This window comes from Pseudomonas sp. MPB23, assembly GCF_046605395.1.
In the GTDB taxonomy this organism is placed as follows: Bacteria; Pseudomonadota; Gammaproteobacteria; order Pseudomonadales; family Pseudomonadaceae; genus Aquipseudomonas.
In genome coordinates this window covers 6,533,151-6,554,393 of the sequence record NZ_CP176771.1, presented here as the reverse complement: position 1 = coordinate 6,554,393, position 21,243 = coordinate 6,533,151, and the positions used below count along the sequence as shown (strand labels likewise).

At 57.9% G+C, this 21,243-nt stretch carries 26 protein-coding genes and 2 tRNA genes; 9 read left to right on the top strand and 19 right to left on the bottom strand.

The window, feature by feature from the left end; genetic code table 11:
• Positions 1–4: 4 nt before the first annotated feature.
• The 11 genes from ACLH0J_RS29870 to ACLH0J_RS29820 form a co-directional block, all read right to left on the bottom strand.
• Positions 5–1,771 (bottom strand): ParB family protein, encoded by a 1,767-nt coding sequence (locus ACLH0J_RS29870; protein ID WP_008437328.1) that lies wholly within the window; start codon positions 1,769–1,771, stop codon positions 5–7.
• Positions 1,768–2,004, bottom strand: a complete 237-nt coding sequence (locus ACLH0J_RS29865; protein WP_008437327.1) for an Arc family DNA-binding protein — start codon at positions 2,002–2,004, stop codon at positions 1,768–1,770. The genes ACLH0J_RS29870 and ACLH0J_RS29865 overlap by 4 nt, the downstream gene beginning before the upstream one ends.
• Before the next feature lie 33 nt (positions 2,005–2,037).
• Positions 2,038–3,039 (bottom strand): nucleoid-associated protein YejK, encoded by a 1,002-nt coding sequence (gene yejK / locus ACLH0J_RS29860; protein ID WP_008437326.1) that lies wholly within the window; start codon positions 3,037–3,039, stop codon positions 2,038–2,040.
• Complete coding sequence (locus ACLH0J_RS29855; protein WP_008437325.1) at positions 3,039–3,278, bottom strand: type II toxin-antitoxin system HicA family toxin; 240 nt, start codon at positions 3,276–3,278, stop codon at positions 3,039–3,041. The genes yejK and ACLH0J_RS29855 overlap by 1 nt, the downstream gene beginning before the upstream one ends.
• Positions 3,275–3,796: a hypothetical protein gene (locus ACLH0J_RS29850; RefSeq protein WP_008437321.1), complete on the bottom strand. Its 522-nt coding sequence runs from the start codon at positions 3,794–3,796 to the stop codon at positions 3,275–3,277. Before ACLH0J_RS29850 ends, ACLH0J_RS29855 begins: the two co-directional genes overlap by 4 nt.
• Before the next feature lie 180 nt (positions 3,797–3,976).
• Positions 3,977–5,326, bottom strand: coding sequence for a replicative DNA helicase (dnaB, locus tag ACLH0J_RS29845; RefSeq protein WP_008437319.1), 1,350 nt, complete (start codon positions 5,324–5,326; stop codon positions 3,977–3,979).
• Positions 5,323–5,541 carry a hypothetical protein gene (locus ACLH0J_RS29840; RefSeq protein ID WP_008437317.1) on the bottom strand — a complete coding sequence of 73 codons (219 nt, stop codon included), beginning with the start codon at positions 5,539–5,541 and terminating at the stop codon, positions 5,323–5,325. Before ACLH0J_RS29840 ends, dnaB begins: the two co-directional genes overlap by 4 nt.
• Positions 5,525–6,244 (bottom strand): HNH endonuclease signature motif containing protein, encoded by a 720-nt coding sequence (locus ACLH0J_RS29835; RefSeq protein WP_020301295.1) that lies wholly within the window; start codon positions 6,242–6,244, stop codon positions 5,525–5,527. The genes ACLH0J_RS29840 and ACLH0J_RS29835 overlap by 17 nt, the downstream gene beginning before the upstream one ends.
• Positions 6,241–6,942, bottom strand: a complete 702-nt coding sequence (locus ACLH0J_RS29830) for a DUF2786 domain-containing protein (RefSeq protein WP_008437315.1) — start codon at positions 6,940–6,942, stop codon at positions 6,241–6,243. Before ACLH0J_RS29830 ends, ACLH0J_RS29835 begins: the two co-directional genes overlap by 4 nt.
• Positions 6,939–7,697, bottom strand: a complete 759-nt coding sequence (locus ACLH0J_RS29825; protein ID WP_008437314.1) for a hypothetical protein — start codon at positions 7,695–7,697, stop codon at positions 6,939–6,941. The genes ACLH0J_RS29830 and ACLH0J_RS29825 overlap by 4 nt, the downstream gene beginning before the upstream one ends.
• Position 7,698: 1 nt before the next feature.
• Positions 7,699–8,559, bottom strand: coding sequence for a ParA family protein (locus tag ACLH0J_RS29820; protein WP_008437313.1), 861 nt, complete (start codon positions 8,557–8,559; stop codon positions 7,699–7,701).
• A 241-nt stretch (positions 8,560–8,800) separates the two neighbouring features.
• On the opposite strand from ACLH0J_RS29820, the gene ACLH0J_RS29815 reads away from it, so the two are divergent.
• Positions 8,801–8,877, top strand: a tRNA-Pro gene (locus tag ACLH0J_RS29815).
• Positions 8,878–9,070: 193 nt separating this feature from the next.
• On the opposite strand, the gene ACLH0J_RS29810 is transcribed toward ACLH0J_RS29815, so the two are convergent.
• Genes ACLH0J_RS29810 through ACLH0J_RS29800 form a run of 3 tightly spaced genes read right to left on the bottom strand, consistent with a single transcriptional unit; the run spans position 9,071 to position 11,286 of the window.
• A complete protein-coding gene (locus ACLH0J_RS29810; protein WP_411390246.1) occupies positions 9,071–10,369 on the bottom strand; it encodes an NAD(P)/FAD-dependent oxidoreductase in 1,299 nt (432 codons plus the stop codon).
• A 60-nt stretch (positions 10,370–10,429) separates the two neighbouring features.
• On the bottom strand, positions 10,430–10,603 hold the full coding sequence (locus ACLH0J_RS29805; protein ID WP_016976295.1) for a DUF3094 family protein: 174 nt from the start codon (positions 10,601–10,603) through the stop codon (positions 10,430–10,432).
• A gap of 53 nt (positions 10,604–10,656) precedes the next feature.
• Positions 10,657–11,286 (bottom strand): DUF1780 domain-containing protein, encoded by a 630-nt coding sequence (locus ACLH0J_RS29800; RefSeq protein ID WP_010565579.1) that lies wholly within the window; start codon positions 11,284–11,286, stop codon positions 10,657–10,659.
• Between the two features lie 99 nt (positions 11,287–11,385).
• Here ACLH0J_RS29800 and ACLH0J_RS29795 point away from each other — a divergent pair, with 99 nt between their 5' ends.
• From ACLH0J_RS29795 to ACLH0J_RS29785, 3 genes are all read left to right on the top strand, one after another.
• A complete protein-coding gene (locus ACLH0J_RS29795) occupies positions 11,386–11,853 on the top strand; it encodes an FAD/FMN-containing dehydrogenase (RefSeq protein WP_411390245.1) in 468 nt (155 codons plus the stop codon).
• A complete protein-coding gene (locus ACLH0J_RS29790) occupies positions 11,850–12,539 on the top strand; it encodes an energy-coupling factor ABC transporter permease (RefSeq protein WP_411390244.1) in 690 nt (229 codons plus the stop codon). Before ACLH0J_RS29795 ends, ACLH0J_RS29790 begins: the two co-directional genes overlap by 4 nt.
• 75 nt (positions 12,540–12,614) lie before the next feature.
• On the top strand, positions 12,615–12,830 hold the full coding sequence (locus ACLH0J_RS29785; protein ID WP_003171680.1) for a hypothetical protein: 216 nt from the start codon (positions 12,615–12,617) through the stop codon (positions 12,828–12,830).
• Here the strand turns inward: ACLH0J_RS29785 and yacG are convergent.
• The 4 genes from yacG to ACLH0J_RS29765 are packed head-to-tail and all read right to left on the bottom strand — an operon-like array spanning position 12,827 to position 15,715.
• Positions 12,827–13,027 carry a DNA gyrase inhibitor YacG gene (gene yacG, locus ACLH0J_RS29780; protein WP_003188437.1) on the bottom strand — a complete coding sequence of 67 codons (201 nt, stop codon included), beginning with the start codon at positions 13,025–13,027 and terminating at the stop codon, positions 12,827–12,829. The two genes, ACLH0J_RS29785 and yacG, sit on opposite strands and share 4 nt — an antisense overlap.
• The gene (coaE, locus tag ACLH0J_RS29775; protein WP_411390243.1) at positions 13,024–13,647 is read right to left on the bottom strand and encodes a dephospho-CoA kinase; all 624 of its coding nucleotides are present in this window, start codon (positions 13,645–13,647) and stop codon (positions 13,024–13,026) included. Before coaE ends, yacG begins: the two co-directional genes overlap by 4 nt.
• Positions 13,644–14,510: a prepilin peptidase gene (locus ACLH0J_RS29770; protein WP_411390242.1), complete on the bottom strand. Its 867-nt coding sequence runs from the start codon at positions 14,508–14,510 to the stop codon at positions 13,644–13,646. Before ACLH0J_RS29770 ends, coaE begins: the two co-directional genes overlap by 4 nt.
• Positions 14,507–15,715, bottom strand: a complete 1,209-nt coding sequence (locus ACLH0J_RS29765) for a type II secretion system F family protein (protein WP_411390241.1) — start codon at positions 15,713–15,715, stop codon at positions 14,507–14,509. Before ACLH0J_RS29765 ends, ACLH0J_RS29770 begins: the two co-directional genes overlap by 4 nt.
• A gap of 203 nt (positions 15,716–15,918) precedes the next feature.
• Here ACLH0J_RS29765 and ACLH0J_RS29760 point away from each other — a divergent pair, with 203 nt between their 5' ends.
• The 4 genes from ACLH0J_RS29760 (at position 15,919) to ACLH0J_RS29745 (ending at position 18,332) form a co-directional block, all read left to right on the top strand.
• Positions 15,919–16,332 carry a pilin gene (locus ACLH0J_RS29760; RefSeq protein WP_411392912.1) on the top strand — a complete coding sequence of 138 codons (414 nt, stop codon included), beginning with the start codon at positions 15,919–15,921 and terminating at the stop codon, positions 16,330–16,332.
• Between the two features lie 36 nt (positions 16,333–16,368).
• Entirely contained in the window at positions 16,369–17,769 is a 1,401-nt protein-coding gene (locus tag ACLH0J_RS29755; RefSeq protein ID WP_411390240.1) for an O-antigen ligase family protein, read from the top strand.
• 48 nt (positions 17,770–17,817) lie between these two features.
• Positions 17,818–17,890: transfer RNA gene (locus ACLH0J_RS29750), tRNA-Thr, on the top strand.
• Between the two features lie 136 nt (positions 17,891–18,026).
• Entirely contained in the window at positions 18,027–18,332 is a 306-nt protein-coding gene (locus ACLH0J_RS29745) for a DUF6388 family protein (RefSeq protein ID WP_411390239.1), read from the top strand.
• 48 nt (positions 18,333–18,380) lie between these two features.
• On the opposite strand, the gene nadC is transcribed toward ACLH0J_RS29745, so the two are convergent.
• Positions 18,381–19,229, bottom strand: coding sequence for a carboxylating nicotinate-nucleotide diphosphorylase (gene nadC / locus ACLH0J_RS29740; RefSeq protein WP_411390238.1), 849 nt, complete (start codon positions 19,227–19,229; stop codon positions 18,381–18,383).
• A gap of 244 nt (positions 19,230–19,473) precedes the next feature.
• On the opposite strand from nadC, the gene ACLH0J_RS29735 reads away from it, so the two are divergent.
• Positions 19,474–21,234, top strand: coding sequence for a DUF1631 domain-containing protein (locus ACLH0J_RS29735; protein WP_411390237.1), 1,761 nt, complete (start codon positions 19,474–19,476; stop codon positions 21,232–21,234).
• Positions 21,235–21,243 lie beyond the last annotated feature (9 nt).

Genomic DNA, 21,243 nt, shown 5'->3' with positions numbered 1-21,243 from the left:
TGTGTTAACTGGCTGAATTCGGACCGTTGTTGGCGACTGACTGGATTTCCAGGTCAATCAAACGTCTTGCGAGACGAATAATGCGGAACAGCTTCACTAGAGCGCCGTCGCTGAGACGGCATTCACTTTCAGGGGGCTGATCTTTTGTGTGAGGCTGGCCCAGTAAGATCTGGCCCAGTCCGGCTGCGAACTCAAAGTCAGCCAACGCGTCGATTTGAAGCTTGGGTTGCTGCTGAATCATTTTCAGTACGATGGCCATCGAGCCGCTCAAAGACTGGAGCAGCGTCAAGGTATGTTGGGCTGTGGCAGTAATTTCGACTTCCGCTTCGGGGTGTCGGTAGCTGAACCCGACGCCACCATCGATATCGATAAATTGACCTGGGGCTTTGACCGAGCTGGCTATTTCGCGAGCCAATTGAGCGATGTGCTGACGCAGGGTCGCGGTATTGTCTATTTCGCGTTCGATGTACCAAAGGTCAGAAATGGGATTGAGTCCGCCAGCTTGAACAGGGATGGCCACCAAGGCATTGGAGGCGAAGTCGGGCAAGACCTCACCGTCAAGCGCAGCGAGCTCCCGTTTCATCTTGTCGACTCTGGGAGAAGTCTTCACAGGGCTCGCAACGTGCCCATCGATACGTGCTTGGCGCTCTTGTGGGCTCATTTGCTCCTGCGGAGTTGGGGCCAGTTGCTGTTGCACCCCTTGAGGTGAAGGACTCTCTTTGGAGGGCGTCGTCTTATGTGTGCTGCCCCCCGAAGTAGTAGGGGGTAGTTGTAGAGGGTTCTGATTAGCCTCAATGCCATTGTTCGAAACGTTAAGTTGAGTCCCCCCCTCAAATTGCGATGCAGGGTACTGTGGCAGCTCAAGAACCGGCGTAGACCGGCGCAATTGGTCCTGGTTCTGAGTGATTTCCAACAGTATTTGCTCGTAGCCGAGGTTCAGCGGCTTTTTAAGGTGATCTATCAGTTCGTCCTGAAATCGCTGGAATAGAAATTCTTCAGCGTCGCCCTCAAACTGGGACAGTACATCTTGGAAAAGCGTATCGAAATCAAGGTGCTGCTCCTGCTCTTGATAATTGCGATCCCAGCACTGAAGAGCTGTTTTGCGCAAAGACAGAAGCTTTATGATTCTGTCTACTCCCAGTCCAGAGTACAGCGCGCCTGGAATTGCTGGCAGTAAGTACCGAATGGTGTCGTGCATACGACTCAAGTGAGACGCGGAGACCGGGTAGCCATCCGCTGACAGCCGCCGTGAAAGCTCACGTAATGAGATAGACTCCCCTGCCTCTGTTTCATACAGCGCTCTCGCTTTGTCGACCCCAATAGCCCGCTCAATGAACAGGAGCTGGCCTTGGAGGTCGTTTTCAGCCAAGTGGCCGGTGAGCGAGATGATTTCGCCCCGAACGGCGTCCCAGGGTCGAAATAGGCAGTGAAACTTGAAGTACTTCTCGTCGCCGGTCTCACGATACAACTCGTTTAAAATTGCCAGGCGAGTGTTGCCGCCGTTGCGGATCCGGTACTTATCTTCCCCAGGTTTACGAGTGACGGGAGGTGGCGTATCGAGTCCCCGATTTCGTATCGACTCTTTAATTTCATCGTACTTCGGGTTACGAGTCGTCCTTGGGTTTTCGTCATACGGCAGCGTTTCGTCGAGAGTCAACAGCATGGGGGTATCGACGATGGGGTCGCTCATTCGCGCTGCCACCGGCGACTTCGATTCAAACGCCGGCAGCAACAGCTTATCTTTCATGGTTTGGGCCAAAGACGCTTTCATACTCTGGCTCCTGGCTGCTCATAAGCCGGGCTTGCCGCCAAAAGCTGGTCAATGATTTTCAAAGCACGATCCAGAGCAGCTTCAAGTTCGGCAGTTGTCTCCAGCCGATAAACAATTTCTGAGTTCATCGACCTGGCGTTTTCACGTGCTTCCAACGCGATGCGTTCGCGCATCCCGTCGGGCAGGCGAATAACGAATTTTTCTTCATGCAGACGCTGTGGTTTGTTACTCATGGTGGGCTCCGATGCCTAGGGTAGAAAGTGTGTTCAGCGACGTTTCAACTGATCAGTGAGTTGGGTAGGTAACCCCTTGATGACTAATGAATTGGACGCCTCGTCGTACTCGATCTTGTCCCCTAGCAGATGCGCTTCAAAACTGATGGACAAGCCTTCGGCACGGCCGGTGAACCGACGGAATTGGTTGAGAGTGCGTTTATCCAGGGGGATTTCCGGCGACAGGCCGTAGTCCTTATTGCGGATATGGTCGTAGAACGCCTTGGGGCGATCTTCATCGATCAAGCCTGACAGTTCCTCCAGGCCCATGGGTTCACCGAGCTTGGCCTGGCTGGTGGCGTAGTCCACCAGGGCCTTGGTTTTCTCGCGGGCCGATTCGTCTGGCAGGTCTTCGTTTTCAACGAAGTCGCTGAACGCCTTGAGGAGGGCGCGGGTTTCGCCCGGGCCGTCGACGCCTTCCATGCAGCCAATGAAGTCGCTGAAATACCCCGAGATCTTCTTACCGTTTTTGCCTTTGATGTACGAGATGTACTGCTTGGATTGCTTGTTGTTCTGCCACTCGGACAAGTTGATACGCGCTGCCAGGTGCAACTGGCCAACGTCCAGGTGGCGTGAAGGAGTGACGTCCAGATCGTCAGTAACCACCACGCCTTCACTGTGGTGGAGCAGGGCGACAGTTAGGTAGTCGGTCATGCCTTGCTGGTAATGGGCAAACAGTACGTGGCCACCGGTGGAGAGGTTGGACTCTTCCATCAGCTTTTGCAGATGCTCGACCGCCGTGTGGCTGAAGGCGGTGAAGTCCTGGTCACCTTCAAAGTACTGCTTTAACCAGCCGCTAAACGGGTGCGCGCCGGACTCGGCATGGAAGAAACCCCAGGCCTTGCCTTGTTTGGCGTTATAGCTCTCGTTGAGGTCGGCAAGCATGTTCTCGATGGCGACCGATTCGGATAGCTCCGAATCGCGTGCCTGGAGAACAGCAGGTGTGCCATCGGGTTTTTTGTCGATCAGGTGGACGATGCAATGACGGATAGGCATTAGATTGCCTCCTGCGAGTGTAGGGTTTGAGCTCGATCAGCACGACGAATACGGGCTTTGGCGTTGAGGCCTGAGCGGTAATCGCTTGCGGTTGATGAGGTGTAAATCGATCCAAGGCCAGATTTCGTGAACTTGATATGGCCACCTTGAGTGCGAGACACCGTCCAGCCATTCGCTTCAGCAAACTTCACGAGTACACGAAGGCTCTCGCTTTTTCCGCGTAGGAGATTGGTGGTCATAGCTCTGCATCCCTGTCTGCCAGAACGTTACCGGTCTGGATCGCGATGATTTCAGCCTGATCGCCAGGAAACTTGGTACCGAGCTCATGCAAAAAGTGACGCGTAGCCTCACGTGCTCCAGGCACGCGGAACACCACGCTGCAGTGCTGAACTTCCGCGGGGTGTTGCAGGTGAGACATGACGGCCACTTTCAGCGAGCAGCACTGGAGGTAGCGGGGCACCCAAACCGACCAGAAGTAGCTGGATAGCAAGGCGCCCGCACAGAGCAGTTCAACGGTAATTGTTGCGCTGGGCGTGTTGGTCAGCTCGACGTAGCCGAGCTTCTCAAACTCCAACAGATCCTCACGCATGCTCATTGGGACCACGGTGCTGTGGTCACGAGCAAGGCGGCCGATCGCTTGAGCTAATGCGTCGAGCTCCACCGGGTTGATCCCAGATTTATGGGCATGAGCCACAGCAGAGGCTTCGAACACGGCACCGGCATGGATACTAGGAAATAGCTCGGCGCTACTGTGCATCCGACACCTCCTGAAGCTCCTCGATGTCATAGCTATTGCAAGTAGGGCAAATAAGCTCGTCCACTTCACCGCCGGGTAAGGCTGGAGCGCCACTCACTTGATGTTTCGGGTGGTGGCTATCGCATTGAAGGCACCAGTGAGTGATGCGTACGAGAGTATTCATCGCTGAGGTGTGCTTTTTCATAGTTGAGCCCCTTGCCAGCCGGCGTTGGGACTGAGGTTGGCAAACCGGGTCTGATTGGCGATGAAGGCTGTTCGTACGGTCCCAGTTGGGCCGTTACGCGCCTTGCCGAGAATGATTTCTGCAATGCCTTTGTGTTCGCTCTGAGGGTGGTACACCTCGTCCCGGTAGACGAACATAATCAGGTCCGCGTCCTGTTCAATCGCACCGCTATCACGCAGGTCTGCGTTGATCGGACGCTTATTTGGCCGTCGCTCCAGTTCTCGGTTGAGCTGGGAAAGCGCAACCACCGGGCAATTCATCTCTTTCGCTAGGGCCTTGAGGGACTGGGATATAGCGCTGATCTCGTTGGCCCTGTTTTCCTGACCTGGGCAGCGCATGAGCTGCAGGTAATCGATCAGGATCAAGCTCGGGTGTCCGAAGCGACGAGCTGCTCGACGAGATTTAGCTCTGATTACTGCAGGCGTGAGCGCTGATGAGTCGTCGATGACCAGCCGCTCTCCATAGCCATTAATACGAGAAACCGCTGCAGTCAGCTTCGGCCAATCATCATCATCGAGCTTGCCCTTCAATAGCCTGCCCAGATCGATATGGCCTAGGATGCCCATCAATCGATACATCAGTGCTTTGGCCGGCATTTCCATGCTGAAAACCTGAACTGTACGATCAAGCTTTGCCTGCAGAGCCGTATCTATGAAGTTCAAGGCCAGAGAGGTCTTCCCCATAGACGGGCGCGCGCCGAGGATGATCAGGTCGGCTTCTTGAAAACCCGACGTCAGCTCGTCCAGGTCCTCCAGGCCTGAAGGCAGGCCGGTCACGGTGATATTGCCGTTGAAATGTTCGTCTATTTGTTCGACGACGTTCGTCAGGCATTGGTTGATATTGACGAATTCCGTTGCGCTCTTGCCTTCACCCAGAGCGAACAGTTGCTGTTCAATTGATTCTTGAACATCCTCCGCACTTGCCAACGGGTCTGTCGCCTCGCGAGAGCATTGGTATCCAAGGGACATGAGCTGTCTGAGCCGAGAGCGATTACGCACGATGGATGCGTAATGCTCGATGTTGGCTACAGACGGCGTGTTTTTGGCCAGCTCGCCCAGATAGCTCAGCCCTCCGGCTTCGTCTGGCTCCTCCAACGCGTTGTGGACGGTGACGATGTCGAACGGAATGGACTTGTCAGCAAGGCTTGCCATTGTCCGGAACAGCAACCGATGGTCGTGTCGGAAAAAATCAGAGGCATCCAGTTTGTCTGCGACGAGATCCCAGGTGTTGTTGTCGAGCAGTAGCCCACCTAACACACCTTGTTCAGCCTCTACGGAGTAGGGAGGTGAGAGGTCAAGGTGATTCATTTCCCAGACTCCTGGCCTATCTGAAGAAAACCACTCCCGTTGCGTGCCCCCAGGGCTTTGACCATGTCGACTTCAACCTTCGCTGAATTGATCATGACCTGAGCAACCTCGGCAACCGCTTTGGCCCGTTCGATTTCCATTGGTCTTTCTGGGTCCAGGAGGCTCTCGATCGCGACGAACAGGTGATTACGTAGATCTTCAATCTTGTTCTTCATGTTCAACCTCCCGGATGGTGCGTTTGAGTTTGCCGATAGCGCGTATTGCGGATTTCAGCTCTTCCGGATACCGATGAATGGTGTTCCGACGCATACGTTCTGCTCTCGTCAGCAACTCCAGGTTATTCAGGGCTATATGGGCCTTGTTGCCGTCCTTGAAGCACACGCACATGTTTATAGGGACTGGTCCGTGATGCTCCTCCCAAAGCAGTACATGCACGGCTTTCCAGTCAACGGGTGGGTAACCGGTATCGGTGATTTTCTTCTGCTGATAACCGTCAGGAGTTGTGCGCAGGCTGCCAATAGGCAGCCAGTTCCCCGGTTTATTGCCGGCCTTAAACTGCGTCTGAGTCATACGGCCAGAGGAGGGGAGCCCCTTAAGGCCCTTATTCCATGGGACGGATCCCTTGGGAAAGCGGAATTCTGCGCCCAACTTGCCGTCAAGCCGGCCACAGAGACTACTGCGAAGAAACTCGGCGCTTTTGCTCAAGCCCAGCCGTTTGGCTTTGGCATAGACCTGATAGACGCTGAGCCCCAATTCGGCGGCTAGGACCTGAGTCGGTTCATTGGGATAGCGGGCAATGAGCGAGCGCTCTTCTGCCTCACTCCAAACATGGTGTTTGTGAACCGGGGCAAGCCCAAGTTGGGATCTGGCTTGTTCCAGCGCCGCCATGGCCAAAGGTGAAAGCGAATGAGTTCTCATTGGCTCCCTCCATGCCCAAGGGCTCCTTGTGACTGCTGTCCGACACCACGATGCAGCCTGGCATGCTTGCCCTGGTCCCATCCCGCTTGCAAAGAGCGGGTGTCATGACCTTTGGCTTCGATGGGCTTGATAATGGCTAGCGTTAGTTTTGGATGATGCCATTCCAGGTAGGCTTGGATCTCCAGCGCAGTGTTTTCGTCTATCCCACCTGCAAACTGGTTCACCTTAGAGGCGACGGCATTGAGCCAGCCCTCGGCAAACAGTTGGCCGCGGTGACGTTTGGTTTTCAGTTGGCAGCGCTTCTGCTGGGCAACATGAGCTCGTCGGGCTGCGACAAGCTGGTGATGCAGCGTTGAATAGGTGTGAGCTGCCAGATCGGGTGAAATACCTTTCCCCAAGAACTTGAAGGACCAGCCAAGTAGCGGATTGAAATACGCCAAGTGGCTGCAATCGAAGGCTTGGGAACAGATTGAGGCCAGGTTGTGCAGCCAATCCTGCGGTGCCCGACGGGTTTTGGTACCCACAATGGATTCTTCGATTGTATGGGCAGCGACTTCGGTGTGTTCCAAGTTGTACTGATTCATCAAATGGCGAGCTTGACGAAGTGCAATTTCCACTTCGTTTGGGGCAGCGCCTTGTGACTTGGCCAGCGCCATGAGTTTGGCGACCTTGCTGAGGACTTTTTGCTTGTCCATCATTCACCCCCTTCCTGTTGGAGGCGGGGGGAGAGCGCCTCTGACCACAGGCGAAGTGTTTCTTCCTCATCAGCAGAGAGGTGAGTCCGGGCAAGGCAGTCCGCAACCTTCTGTTTCAGGGCATCAAGGCGGTCTTGAACACTTGACCCATCGTCGTAAGCAATCTCTTGCTCAACAGCTTGCACAACGTCATTACGAAGAGAGAGAACCGTGCTTATCCAAAAAGCACTTGGGCTGGTCCAGCCAATGAGCTTTCGAGTTCTGGCAGGCGACAGGTAATCACGGAGCCTGAGATTGAACTCCCTAGGGGAATAACCATTCCTGAAAACGTCTGCTCGATTAAGCGTCAGCGCTGTTTTAAGAATATCTAGAAGAGGGTCCAAAGCCGTTGGCTCAGGAGCAAAGGGTTCTAAATATGTTTCAGCTACCAGGCGTTTGGCTTCGGCATATCGACTTTGCTGACGGCGTTTGGCTTGGTTTTCGTCGCGGCCGCGCTTTTCCTTCGCGTGCTTAATGTTCGAGTTCACTGACTCGATAAGCTTCGCGGCGTCCTGCAAAAGCTGAAGCTGGTCAACGCTCAACTGAGCGCCAATCCGACCGGGTAATTGGTAACCGCTTGTCAGGGCTCGGATTTCTCGTGCGGTTCCACTGAGCTTGGCTTGCAAGCTGCGCAATTGCTGAGCGCTGTAGTACTTGCCAACCTCTAGGATGAGGTTTGCAGTAATACTGCGGGCGTCGGTAATGGAGGGCTTCGCCATTTCAACGACCCTCCCTCACCAAGTTAGCTACCTTTTCCTCGGTCATGGCCTCGAAGCGGTCACGCCATTCTGGAAAAAGCTCAATGGCCAATTGGCGGATCACGACAAGGGCTGCAGGGGATATGCGGTTGGAAGGCTGTCTGTATTCCAAGCGGTGTACTGGGACGCCCAGGGATGAACTGTTACGAAACACCACTGCGGAGGGGACGACGCATTCCAGAACGTTGATTTCGTCATTGTCCTGGAAAATTTCCCGTACCGACTGCTCGATCATTTGCGCGTCGGTGGTTTGGTCGAGATTGTTGACGACGATCCGCACAGGAGGGATTTTCATGCCCAGGCGCCCATAGGCGCGCAGGCCGTCCAGCATCTGCATGGATCCCCGGCTGAACTCCCGTGCAGCGAGCATATTGGGCGGAAGTGGGGATATGACCAAATCAGAGGCTAGGACCACCATTTCGAGCATTGCCGACCTGGCGCCTTGGGTGTCAATCAGTACCAGGTCGAAATGATCTTTGAAGCCCGGCATCAGGTTGGCGAGTCGCAACCGTCCGTCAGGTGCTTGCAGGATCAGGCTGTTCAGTTGGTTGTTGATGTCGTTGGAAATGACAAGCGACAGGTTTGGTATCGTGGTGCTGGATATGATCTTGGCTGATTCGGTGATATTGAATGCCAGCAGGTCGTAGATGCCTCCTTGAGCTTCATCGACCAATTGGTAATACGAGGAGAGCGAAGGCTGTGCAGGATCTAGGTCGATCATGAGCACGCGCAGGCCTGCATCCGCACAAAAAGCGCCGAGGTTGGCCTCGATGGTAGTTTTGCCTACGCCGCCTTTGGTCGAAACGACCGCAGAGATTTTCATGGTTTGGAGCCTCTAATGTGGGTTCATTAGAGGCTGCGAGGCCACGGAAACAGCTATGTGTAGCGAACACGATCCTGGGCTATGAAGCACTAAAACCAATTGTCTTTTAACCAATTGGTCGTAGGTTCGAATCCCACACGACCCACCATTTTTGAGACCAGTTAAGGCTGGAATCAGATCTTAAGATCAGCGGTCAAAAGCCCTGATCGCATAAGGCGACTGAAAGGTCGCCTTTTTTTACCGGGGTATAGCGCAGTCCGGTAGCGCGCCTGCTTTGGGAGCAGGATGTCAGGAGTTCGAATCCCCTTACCCCGACCATATTAAAAATCCTCGTATCGAAAGATACGGGGATTTTTTTTGCCTGAAATTATCTCAAATCCAACACAAAACTAATGCGGGAAAGGGTTTGCTCCCGATGACGGTGAGTCAGCCAAATAATGAGTGGCTGACTCACCGTCATCGGGAGCAAGCCCCCTCCCACATTGACCGAGCCCTACCAGGGGCTGTGTTGTTAGTGCAGTTTGAGTCGCGGCTCAGTCCCGCGTCCAATCTTGCTGCCCAGCATCAGCATTGCCGTGCGGAAGAAGCCATACAGCGCCATCTGGTGCATGCGGTACAGCGATACATAAAACATCCGCGCCAGCCAGCCTTCCAGCATCACGCTACCCGTCAGGTTGCCCATCAGATTGCCCACTGCCGAAAAGCGCGACAGCGAGATCAGCGAACCGTAGTCGGTGTACTTGTATGACGGCAGGTCCTTGCCTTCGATGCGCAGTTTCAGCGACTTGGCCAGCAGCGACGCCTGCTGGTGTGCGGCCTGGGCCCGTGGCGGTACATTGCGATCGGTACCCGGTTGTGGGCAGGCGGCGCAGTCACCAAAGGCGAAGATGTTGTCATCGCGAGTGGTTTGCAACGTCGGCAGCACTTGCAGCTGATTGATGCGATTGGTTTCCAGGCCGTCGATGTCCTTGAGGAAGCCCGGTGCGCGAATCCCGGCCGCCCATACTTTGAGGCTGGCTGGAATCACTTGGCCGCTGTTGGTAATCAGAGCATCGGCAGTCACTTCGCTGACGGCCGAATTGGTCAACACCGTTACCCCAAGTTTCTCCAGGGTTTTATGCACAGGCCCGCCGATACGCTCCGGCAGGGCAGGCAGCACACGTGGGCCGGCTTCGATCAGGGTGATATGCATGTTTTCCGGCTTGATGCGGTCCAGGCCATAGGCCGCCAGTTCATGGGCAGCGTTATGCAACTCGGCGGCCAGTTCCACCCCCGTGGCGCCCGCGCCGACGATGGCGACGCTGATTTTTTCCACCGCGTCGGTCTGCCCCGCGTGCGCGCGCAGGTAGTGATTGAGCAACTGTTGGTGGAAACGCTCGGCCTGTTTGCGGGTGTCGAGGAACAAGCAGTGTTGCGCCGCGCCCTCGGTGCCGAAATCGTTGGTGGTGCTGCCGACCGCGATCACCAGGCTGTCATAGCCCAGCACGCGCGCCGGTACCAGCTCACGGCCTTCTTCGTCGAGGGTTGCGGCCAGTTGGATTTTCTTCTGCTCACGGTCGAGTCCGCTCATGCGCCCCAGCTGGAACTCGAAGTGGTTCCATTTTGCCTGGGCAACATAATTGAGTTCGTCTTCCGAGGAGTTCAGTGAGCCGGCAGCCACTTCGTGCAGCAGGGGTTTCCAGATATGGGTCAGGTTGGTATCCACCAACGTGATCCGTGCGGTGCCGCGCTTGCCCAGGGTCTTACCCAGGCGGGTAGCCAACTCCAGGCCGCCGGCACCGCCGCCGACGATAATAATACGATGGGTCATGGGGATATCTCGCAAGGCTAAAAAAAATCGGAGCAGTTACCCCCGCGAGCGCCAGGCAGCTCATAGCGTCAGGTAACTCAGAAGGCGGCTCAGCAGACCAAGCCCGATCACCACCACCAGCACGACACCGAGGAGCAGCCAAGGCCGGAAAGGTTTGCGCTCGACTCTGTTCTGGGACAGTTGCAGGTACTCTTCGACATGCTGTTGGTCGTCGGGGTTCAGGCGGCTGGTCATATAAGGCCTCGTCAGGTAGACGTTGCAAAAGGGCGCCACGTTGCAGTCGGGGATCAGAGGCTGATGCCCACGTCGAACACTATGCTGCGGCCCAAGTTGTTGCGCAAGAAATCCGGCGCGTCTGGATGGGCGAACAACACTCGCGCAAAGGTCGGCCCCACCAACGACAGCGAACGCCAGCCCTGGCGCAGGTATTCGGTGGGCGGCGGGAAGTGGCTGTTGAGGTCCAGGACTTCGCGCTTGAGGCTGGCGAAGGCGACGATATCCAGGTCGCCCAGGTCCATCCCGCGTTCCTTGTAGTTGTGCGCTTTTTTTCGCAGGGTCGGCGCCAGGCGCAGCAGGAATTCATGGGCGGGGATGCGCCGTGGCTTGGCTTCGCGCCGCACCAGTTGGCTCAGGGAAAACGCACTGCGCCGACGCAGCAATTCATCACGCCATTCGTCGTTCAGGCGTCGCCCTTCATCCAGTACGAAAAACACCTCGAAGCTGGCGTCGCGAAACAGCACGTCCGGTGGCTCTTGCCCGGCGGCGTGAAATTCTTCGGCACGGTAGGGCACGTTCAAGCCTTGCAACAGGCGCTGGCAGACCCAACGCTCACGCTCCCATTTGCGGGCATTGGACAAAAACGCGTTGGCTTGTTCGGCCGCTACGGTGAGCAGGCGCAAATAATCTGAGTCATCCATCCCTGCAGCTTAGCGTCCAAATGATGACCACAGGAAGTCCCGCCGCAAAAGCCCGGTGTAGACTAGCGACTCGTCTTTCTCCCGAGCATGAGGTGTGCAGTGAAATTTTTCGCAGTGCTGGTATTGAGCCTATTGCCCTTATGGGCTCAGGCCGCTGAGGTGGGGGAGCGTCTGGCCCCTTGGACCCTGCTGGATCAGTTCGACCAGGCCTACACCCTGGACGACCAGGCGCAAATCCTGTTGGTGGCTCGTAGCATGGATGGCGCCAAGTTAGTGGATGCCGCTCTACAAGGCCAGCCCAAAGGCTATCTTGAGGCCCGGCATGGCGTGTTTGTCGCTGATATCCAGCGTATGCCCCGACTGGTTGCCAAACTGTTCGCAGTGCCAGCCATGCAGTCCTACAACTACCGGGTCATGCTGGATCGTGACGCGCGCATCGCCCCACGTTATCCCGCACCTGTGGATAAAGTGCTGTGGCTGCAACTGAAAGACGGCAAATTGGTTGCGCAACATGAGTACAGCACCGCCGCCGAACTGCGCCAGGCGTTGGAGCAGGTGCAACTGTGATCAGTGCAGCGGTGCTGGCGCCGGAAACCCTCGGCATTGGCTGGCTGTTGTTCGCGCCGCTGCTGCTGTGGGCGATCCTGCGCTCGCCATGGGTCGAGTTGTTTGCCGACCGGCGGCGCCAGCACCTGCTGTTCGGTACGGTGTTCGCGTTATTCATGTTGTGGCTGGTGAGACGGGATTTCGACACCGGCGTCTCCTATCACTTTATCGGCATGACAGCCGTCACCCTGCTGCTCGACTGGCCGCTGGCCGTCGTCGGAGGGTTTGCGGCGCAGCTTGGTTTGCTGGCGCTGGGACGCCAGGACCTGGCCGCAATGGGCGTCAACGGGTTGCTGCTGATCGTGCTGCCCGTGATGATTACTGAAGGCTGCGCATTGCTGGTAGAGCGCGCGCAGCCGCGCAATCCCTTTGTGTATATCTTCTGTTCCGGTTTTTTTGCCGCCGCGCTGTCGGCCTTGCTCTGTCTGCTGGTGGGCATTGGATTGCTGTGGTTCGACGGTCGTTTTGCCATGCCCGAATGGTTGGAGGATTTCATCGGCTACCTGTGGCTGATCATCTTTCCTGAAGCTTTTATCAACGGCATGGTCATCAGTGCCCTGGTGGTGTTTTGCCCGGAATGGCTGGAGACTTTCAACCGTACTCGCTACCTCTCGGCGCCCTGGAAGGATGACGATTCGCAGCTTTGACCCAGATCAAATCCTGCGCGACCGGGCAGGCCCATGCTCTGCGAAACTTTAGTGAGCAACATGGGAGCACGGATCATGAGTGTGTATGAATGGGCACGGCAGGAGTTGCGCAGAAGCCAGGATGCGGCACAGGAAATCGGATTTGATCCAGGCTTGACACTACGTGCCATGCTCAGCGCCGTGGTGCAGCAGAGCAAGGGCGTGCGCAGTTTTGAAGACTTGGCCGACGAGCTGCAATACCTTGCAGAGAACCTCGACGACCAGCAGGAATATGCCTTTATGCGACCTTAATGTCGCGGCGGCAGGTCTTCGGAGAACAGCTCGTCTTCAGCATCTGGAGCGACAGGGATCTTGTGCTCTTCTGCGGCCCAGGCGCCCAGGTCGATAAGTTTGCAACGGTCCGAGCAGAACGGTCGGTTGAGGTTGGTCGCTTTCCATTCCACGGGGGCGCCGCAGGTTGGGCAGTCGACGGTCAAGGGTTGGCTCATGATCGGCCTCCACGCAAAGTAAGGTAAAAATGATGCAGTCGCTCGACCTCGCTGTGCAGCCAGGCGAGGTCTTTGTTGTTGACCAGCACGTCGTCGGCATGGCTCAGGCGGTCTTCGCGGCTGGACTGGGCCTTGAGGATTGCCTGCATCTGCTGCTCACTGATGCTGTCGCGCTGCAGGGTACGCTGAATCTGCAGCGATTGCGGCACGTCGATCACCAGGATGCGCTGGGTCATGCTGGACTGTCCGGATTCGATCAGCAGCGGTGACACCAGGATCGCGTATGGTGACCGGGCGCGGGCCAGGTGGCTGCGAATCTCCTCGCCAATCAACGGGTGCAGCAAGGCTTCCAGCCAGCGGCGTTCTTCGGGTATTTCAAAGATCAGCTTGCGCAGTGCGGCGCGGTCCAACTGGCCGTCGGGCTGCAGCACGCCGGCACCAAAATGCTCGACGATGTGCGCCAGTGCCGGCCGGCCAGGTTCGACCACCCAGCGGGCAGCATGATCGGCATCCACCAGGTCAATGCCCAGGTCGACAAAGTGTTGGGCCGCCGCGCTTTTGCCGCTGCCAATGCCGCCGGTGAGGCCAAGAATCCAGGGTGTTGCAACAGAAATAGTCATCTGAAACCGACGGACTGCAAATAGAAGTCGGTTATTTGACCACCCCAAAGCAATGCAATCCAGCCGGCAATCGCCAGATATGGACCAAACGGCATGGGCGTCGACGCCTGGGTCTTGCGCAGGCGCATCAGGATCAGCCCGACAAACACGCCCAGCAGTGATGAGATCAACAGTGTCATCGGCAGGATCTGCCAGCCGCCCCAGGCGCCGAGCAGTGCCAGTAACTTGAAGTCACCGTAGCCCATCCCCTCCTTGCCGGTGACCAGCTTGAACAGCCAGAACACGGTCCACAGGCTCATGTACCCGATCACCGCGCCCCACAAGGCATCTGGCAATGTGGTCAACAGTGAGAACGCATTGACGATCAGCCCGAGCCACAGCAATGGCAGCACCAGGACATCAGGCAGCAGTTGGTGGTCTGCATCGATCAGGCTCATTGCCAGCAAGCCCCAGCTCACGACCATCACCGCTGCCGCTTGCCAGCCGAAACCAAAATGCCAGGCCACCACGGCACAGATGATGCCGCTCGCCAGTTCGGTGAGCGGATAGCGGGCGCTGATTGTCCCCTGGCAATGGGCGCAGCGGCCCCTGAGGAACAGATAGCTGAGCAGTGGGATGTTTTCCCACGGGCGAATCGGATGATTGCAGTGTGGGCAGCAGGAGTTGGGGTGCGCCAGGTTGTAGGTCGATCCGTTGGGTTCGGCAGGCAAACCGAGCGCTTCATGGGCCTGGGCGCGCCATTCCCGCTCGAGCATTTTCGGCAGGCGCCATACCAGCACATTGAGAAAGCTGCCGACGATCAGCCCCAGCACCAACGCCAGCGCGACAAACGCCCAAGGGTACTCACTGAGCAGCAGGCTCAAAATGCGCTCCCCACTTGGAACACCGGCAAGTACATCGCGATGACCAGTGCCCCGACAATGCCGCCCAGCACGACCATCATCAGCGGCTCCATCAAATGCGTGAGGTTATCGACCTGGTTATCCACATCGGCCTCGTAATGGCTGGCGACTTTTTCCAGCATGCGGTCCAGCGTGCCGGACTCTTCGCCGATCGCTGTCATCTGGATTGCCATGCCGGGAAACAGGCTGCTGGCGGCCATGGATTGATTCAACTGCATGCCCGTGGATACATCGTGTCGCATATGCTCGATAGCCTGTTTGAACGGCCCTGAGCCTGCCGCGCCGGCCACGCAATCCAGTGCCTGTACCAGCGGAACACCGGCGGCAAAGGTGGTGGAGAGGGTGCGGGCGTAGCGGGCCACGGCCGATTTTTGCAGCAGTTTGCCTGCCAGGGGGACTTTCAACAAACCGGCGTCCACCCAGTGACGAAAATCAAGGGACGCGCGATAGGCATGACGCAAGCCCACGGCCCCCGCAGCCAGGCCCAGTGCCACGACCCACCAGGTTTGCTGCATGAACTCGGACAGGGCGATGACCTGCAAGGTGAACCCGGGCAGATTGCCGCCGACCCCAGCGAACAGTGTCTGGAATTGCGGCACCACGTGAATCAACAGAACGCCCGTGACGAGACTCGCGATCAGCAGGACCGCGACCGGGTAGGTCATGGCTTTTTTGATTCTGGCTCTAAGCTGTGCGCTCTTTTCCCGGTGGATCGCGACGCGCTCCAGCAGGGTCTCAAGGGTCCCCGCTTGTTCGCCGGCGGCCACCAGGTTGCAATACAGGTCGTCGAAATAACGCGGTTGTTGGCGCAATGCATCGGTCAGGCTGGTGCCGGCGGCGATCTCTCGCTTCAACCCCTGCACCAGTTCACGCACCGATCGGTTGTCGACGCCTTCGCTGATGATGTCGAAGGCTTGCAGCAGCGCGATCCCTGCTTTCAGCAGGGTGGCCAGTTGGCGAGTGAGCAGGGTAATGTCCGCCGGCTTTATCCGCGGGGCCAGGCTTGGCAGCAAGGCGGATTTCTTGTGTACACGGCCCGGGCTGATGCCTTGCCGACGCAGTTGCGCCTTGACCATGGCCGGGTTGTGCCCGGTGGTGTGCCCGCACACCCTGCGTCCTTTGCGGTTGATGCCTTCCCAGGCGTAAAGCGTCGATGTGTTGTTCATGTCACGGTTCCGCACACAGGTCGTCGAAGAATTTATAGCTTAGTCAGGTGACGGATTCGGGCCGGCGGGTGGCGAAGGATAAAATGTCAGAATATGCGTCTTGTGCGCGATTGACCTCGTGCGGGTGAGTACACTGGCGCCGTTGCAAACTACGGGGTGCAGGACGCGCCTTGTCATGAGTTCTATTCTGGAGAGTGAATGTGATGCGTCAGAAAGGCTTTACCTTGATCGAGCTGTTGATCGTCGTGGCGATCATCGGCATTTTGGCCACCATTGGCCTGCCCATGTACACCACACACCAGGCCAAGGCCAAGTTCACGGCCGGCCTGGCTGAAATCACCGCGTTGAAGACCGGCTACGAAGATGCCATCAACCAGGGCACCGTCCCGACCTTGCCCGCGATCGGCGGCAAAAGCCCCACCGCCAACTGCAAGATCGACGTGGCAGGCGACGTTGCCACGGGCGCGGGTTCCATCCGTTGCGAAATACTCGACGCACCGGCCCCCGTGCTGGGCAAGACCATCAGCCTGACGCGCAGTGCAACCGACGGCTGGAAATGCACGACAACCGCCGAGGCAAAATATGCCACCAAGGGTTGCGGCGCGGACGGGGCATAACGGCTGAACCCTCCACATGGACGTCAGAGGTGGCCGATGGTGTTATCCATAGAGCGGCGCGGAACTGTTTTCCTGGTTGCAGTGGTGTGTTTGCTGGTTGGCGGGATTTGTGCGCCATTCAGTGGTCATGATCTGCAGCGCGCAATGCAGATTGCCATCGTGTCCTGCGCGGTGTTGTATGGGTTGACGGTCACTCCGGTCGAGCGCTTGGTGGACCGACCCACGACCCTTGGCCTGGCGCTGATCATCGGACTGGGCCTGATGTCTTCGGCGCTGGCCCACCAACCGCTCTGGGCGTTTACCGAAGTGGCGGTGTTTGTCGGCTGTGGGGCCATTGCCGTGGCGCTTGCCTTGCTTCGTCGCCACGGTGGTGAGCCACTGGATCGTGTTCTGCTGCTGGTAGTGGTGGTGCTCTGCCTGATCAAGTCAACCCAGTACCTGTATGCCGGTGCGCTGGCACTCACCAGTGGCGAGCGAACGCTGGACCCTGATTTGCTACTGTCCGGTTTTTCCAACAAGCGCTTCTACGGCCAGTTCCAGACATTCACCCTGCCGCTGCTGGCGTTTCCCTTGTTGTTACCCCATGTCTCCCGTTCCCTGCGTGGGGCGGCATTTGCGTTGCTGTGTGTCTGGTGGCTGATCGCGATCAGCGGCGGCACGCGCGGTACGTGGCTTGGCATGGGCGTGGCAGGCGGCGTACTGGCAGTACTGGGCCCCTGGGGGCGGCGCTGGCTGGGATGGCAACTGGCTGCGGTGCTGGGCGGCTTGTTGCTGTACTGGCTGGCGTTTACGGTCTTGGCGGGTTACCTGGGGTTAGAGGTCTCCAACGTTGCCAGTGATCGCCTCACCACCTCGCTGTCAGGACGTGGCCCGATCTGGTGGCAGGCTTGGCACATGCTCGTCGAGCGCCCTTGGCTGGGGTTCGGGCCGATGCAGTTCGCCGATATTGCCAACAGGATTGCCGCTCACCCTCACCAGGCCATCTTGCAATGGGCGAGCGAATGGGGCGTGCCGTCGGCGTTGTGCGTGGCGCTGTTGGCGTGGCGTGGCGGCTGGGCTACGTGGGGGCTTTTGCGCCAGCGCCCGCAGGCCGGTGAGCGCGCTGACCTGCTGCGGTTATGCCTGTTTGCGGCGTTGGTCGGTGCGCTGGTGCAGTCCATGGTTGACGGTGTGATTGTGATGCCTAATTCCCAGGTCTGGCTGGCGTTGGTCGTGGGTTGGCTGCTGGCATTGCATGTGTGGCAATCTGCGCCAACTGCGACGCTGCGGTGGGGGTGGGCGGCGTGGAGAGCCCTGAGTGTGCTGGCCGTCGTTCTGTTGATTGCGATAGCGGTGCGCGATGTACCTCACCTTACGCAAGCCCAGCAGCAGTACCTGGGTGGCCATGGCAATTACCTGCAACCGCGCTTCTGGGCTCAGGGCGTCATTGCCCGCTGAAGCCCACAAGTTGCCGGACGCCCGATGCGGTGCTAGCTTTAGCCCACCGCCCGTGTAGCTCAGTTGGTAGAGCAGCGCACTCGTAACGCGAAGGTCGCAGGTTCGACTCCTGTCTCGGGCAAAAAGGCAATACCGTTTTCAGATGATCCCAGAATGGTTCTGAAGGCCAGACGAGCCGGCATTCGTGCCCACTCTTTTGTATCTGCGCAACCTTGATGACCCAGATGCATCCCCATTCCATGATCTAAGAGAACAACATGACCACGACTGAAATGACCCAGGAAGTTCGGCATCAAGCAGCCCTCGAAAAATACCTCGAGGAATCGCCGCAGCTTAAAGAAGAGATCAAAGACCTGAGCGCTGATGATCGGCGCGACCAGATCCAGTGGGCATTCGAGGACGAGGCCGAGAGCCAGGGCTATCAGCCTTGGGAGCTGACCCTCAAGTACACCTCGACCTCGGAAGAGTTCGAAGCGGCGCGGCTGGCCTTGCACAAAGAGGCGGCCGAAGTGCTGGGTGTCGAATGGGAAGAGTATTGCGAGATGAATGACCTGGTGGTCTAAGACGTGTCGTCTGCAGGAGCGAGCCAGCTCGCTCCTGCATAACGCGCTTCAGATGCTGAGGCGCATCGACAAATCCACCGCCTTCACATCCTTGGTCATCGCGCCGATGGAGATGTAGTCCACCCCGGTCTCGGCGATGGGCAGCAGCGTGCGCTCATTGATTCCCCCGCTGGCTTCCAGCTTGGCCTTGCCGCTGTTCAGGCGCACGGCTTCACGCATGTCGTCCAGGCTCAACTCATCGAGCATGATGATATCGGCGCCTGCCGCCAGCGCTTCGCGCAGTTCTTCCAGGTTTTCCACTTCGATTTCTACCGGCTTGCCCGGTGCAATCTTGTGGGCGGCTGTAATGGCCTGCGCAATGCCACCACACGCGGCGATATGGTTTTCCTTGATCAGGAACGCGTCATACAAACCGATACGGTGGTTATGGCAACCGCCGCAGGTTACCGCGTACTTCTGCGCCAGGCGCAGGCCCGGCAGGGTTTTGCGGGTATCGAGCAACTTGACCTGAGTAGTGGCGACCACATCCGCCAGAAACTGGGCACGCGTGGCCACCCCGGACAGCAACTGCAAAAAATTCAGCGCGCAGCGTTCGCCGCTGAGCAGCGAACGGGCCGGGCCTTCGAGGTGGAACAACACCTGGTTGGGGCTGACGCGCTCGCCGTCGGCCACTTGCCAATGCACAGCGACTCGAGGGTCCAGTTGGCGGAATACCGCGTCCACCCAAGCGGTACCGGCGATGACGGCGGTGTCGCGGGTAATGATCGTGGCGGTGGCCAGCCGTTCGGCCGGGATCAACTGTGCGGTGATGTCGCCGCTGCCGATGTCTTCCAGCAGTGCACGGCGCACGTTGGCTTCGATTTCGGCGGTGAGGTCGGCAAGACGGAGATTCGGCATAACAGGCTCCACAAACAAAGTGCCGGGATTATAGGGGCAGTGTGCGTTCGAACCCAGACTCACTGCTCATTTACAAGGCAATGGCAGAGTTTGCTGGCGCACCCACCCTCGTTTGCAAGATAATCTCGCGCCTTGCAATTGACGTCATAGCTTTGGCGTTATGGAAAAAACGGTTTTCCCTGGCGGCCAGTTGGCCCAGTTCCCGATTTTCCCCCACTCGATACCACCGTTTCAGGAGGCCAGGATGCACAATGACGGAAAGGTGGTGCCAATCAATCAGGCACACACGACGCCATCGCCACTCGCCCGACTGCCGGTAGTGTTGCTGCAAGTCCGCGATAAGGCGGCGCAACAGTTGCAGCAGGGGCTGCAGGAACTGTTCGATAACGCCGACGACACGCTGTTTGAAATGGCCGATAAGGCCCGTAATACCATCGACCACCATATTTTCTTTGAAGCCATGCGCGACCTGCGCCTCAAGCGCAAGAATTTCGAGCGCGTGTTCATGGCGCAACTGTTTGAAGCCTTTGCCGACCTGAGCCATGCGGGGCAGGGTGAGTTGCAGTTGGTGCCGGTGGTTTCCTATGACTTGGAGGCGGGTGCGTCCAGGGACGCCCTTGAAAAAGCCGTGGCACTCAAGGTCATGGTGGACCGGGTGCATCACCGTGACGGCCTGGCCCTGGGGCAACTGACCACGCGATTGAGCGCGTTGCTGGGCAACCGTCTGAATGATTGGGAGAACCCCCTGGGGCCAGCGCTGCTCTGCGAGTTTTTCCTGCGGGCGGGGCGCAGCCTGGGCGTGGAGATCCGCGTCAAACTGATCATGCTCAAGCTCTTTGAAAAGTACGTGCTCAGTGATGCCGACCAACTGTACGGCGGAGCCAATCAATTGCTGGTCGCGACGGGGGTGTTGCCTGGGCTCAAGGCCGTTCCCTCGCGCCGCCCGGCTGCCCGCGAAGCCTGCGGCGAAGCGCTGCTGTCAGCGGTCGATCAGCCTGTCGGCGAAAATGGCCAGGAAGCCTTCACCACCTTGCAGGCCTTGCTGGTAACGGTGCGCGGCAGCGTGGCCCCCATCCTCGAAGCCTGCGCCGAGCCCCAGCCGATTGCCACCCGCGACCTGCTGCGTCTGCTCTCCCATTTGCAGCAGTATGTGCCGGAGCCGGAGGTCGAAGATGATTTCGACCTGCGCAACCAGCTTGAGCAGTTGCTCACACGTGTCAGCGTCAAGAGTGGCAAGTCACGGGTGGTAGAAGATGCGGACGAAGACGTGATCAACCTGATCGCGCTGTTGTTCGAGTTCATTCTCAATGATCGCAGCGTGCCCGATGCCTTCAAGGCCTTGATTGCACGTCTGCAGATCCCGATGCTCAAAGTGGCGGTGCTGGACAAGAGCTTTTTCAGCCGCGCCAGCCATCCGGCACGGCGCCTGCTCAATGAAATCGCCGCCGCCGTCATAGGCTGGAGCCCGCAGCACGACTATCCCCGCGACAACCTGTATGTGCGCATCGAGCAGGTGGTGCAGCGCTTGCTCAACGAGTTTGTCGAAGATCCGGCGATTTTTTCCCAACTGCTTGCGCAGTTCGGCGAGTTCACGGCCAATGAACGGCGGCGCAGCGAGCTGCTTGAGCAGCACACCCGCAATGCCGAAGAAGGGCGCGTGAGTACTGAGGCGGCCCGTCAGCGGGTGGCGGAGGTGCTTAATCGGTGCCTGCCGGACAATGATCCCGATCTGCTCAACGTTCGCCAGCTACGCATCGGGAGCTGGGTGGTGTTCCAACAAGACCAGGCCAACAGCTTGCGTTGCAAGCTGGCTGCGATCATCGAACCGGCGAACCGCTTCATTTTTGTCAGCCGCACGGGGCTCAAGGTCCTGGAGAAGAGCACCGGCCAATTGGCGCTGGCATTCAAGCATGGTGCGTTGCACACCCTTGACGATGGGCCGCTGTTCGAGCGGGCGCTGGCGGCAGTGACGGGCAAACTGCGTCAACTCAATCGCGGCAAGTGATCGCAACCA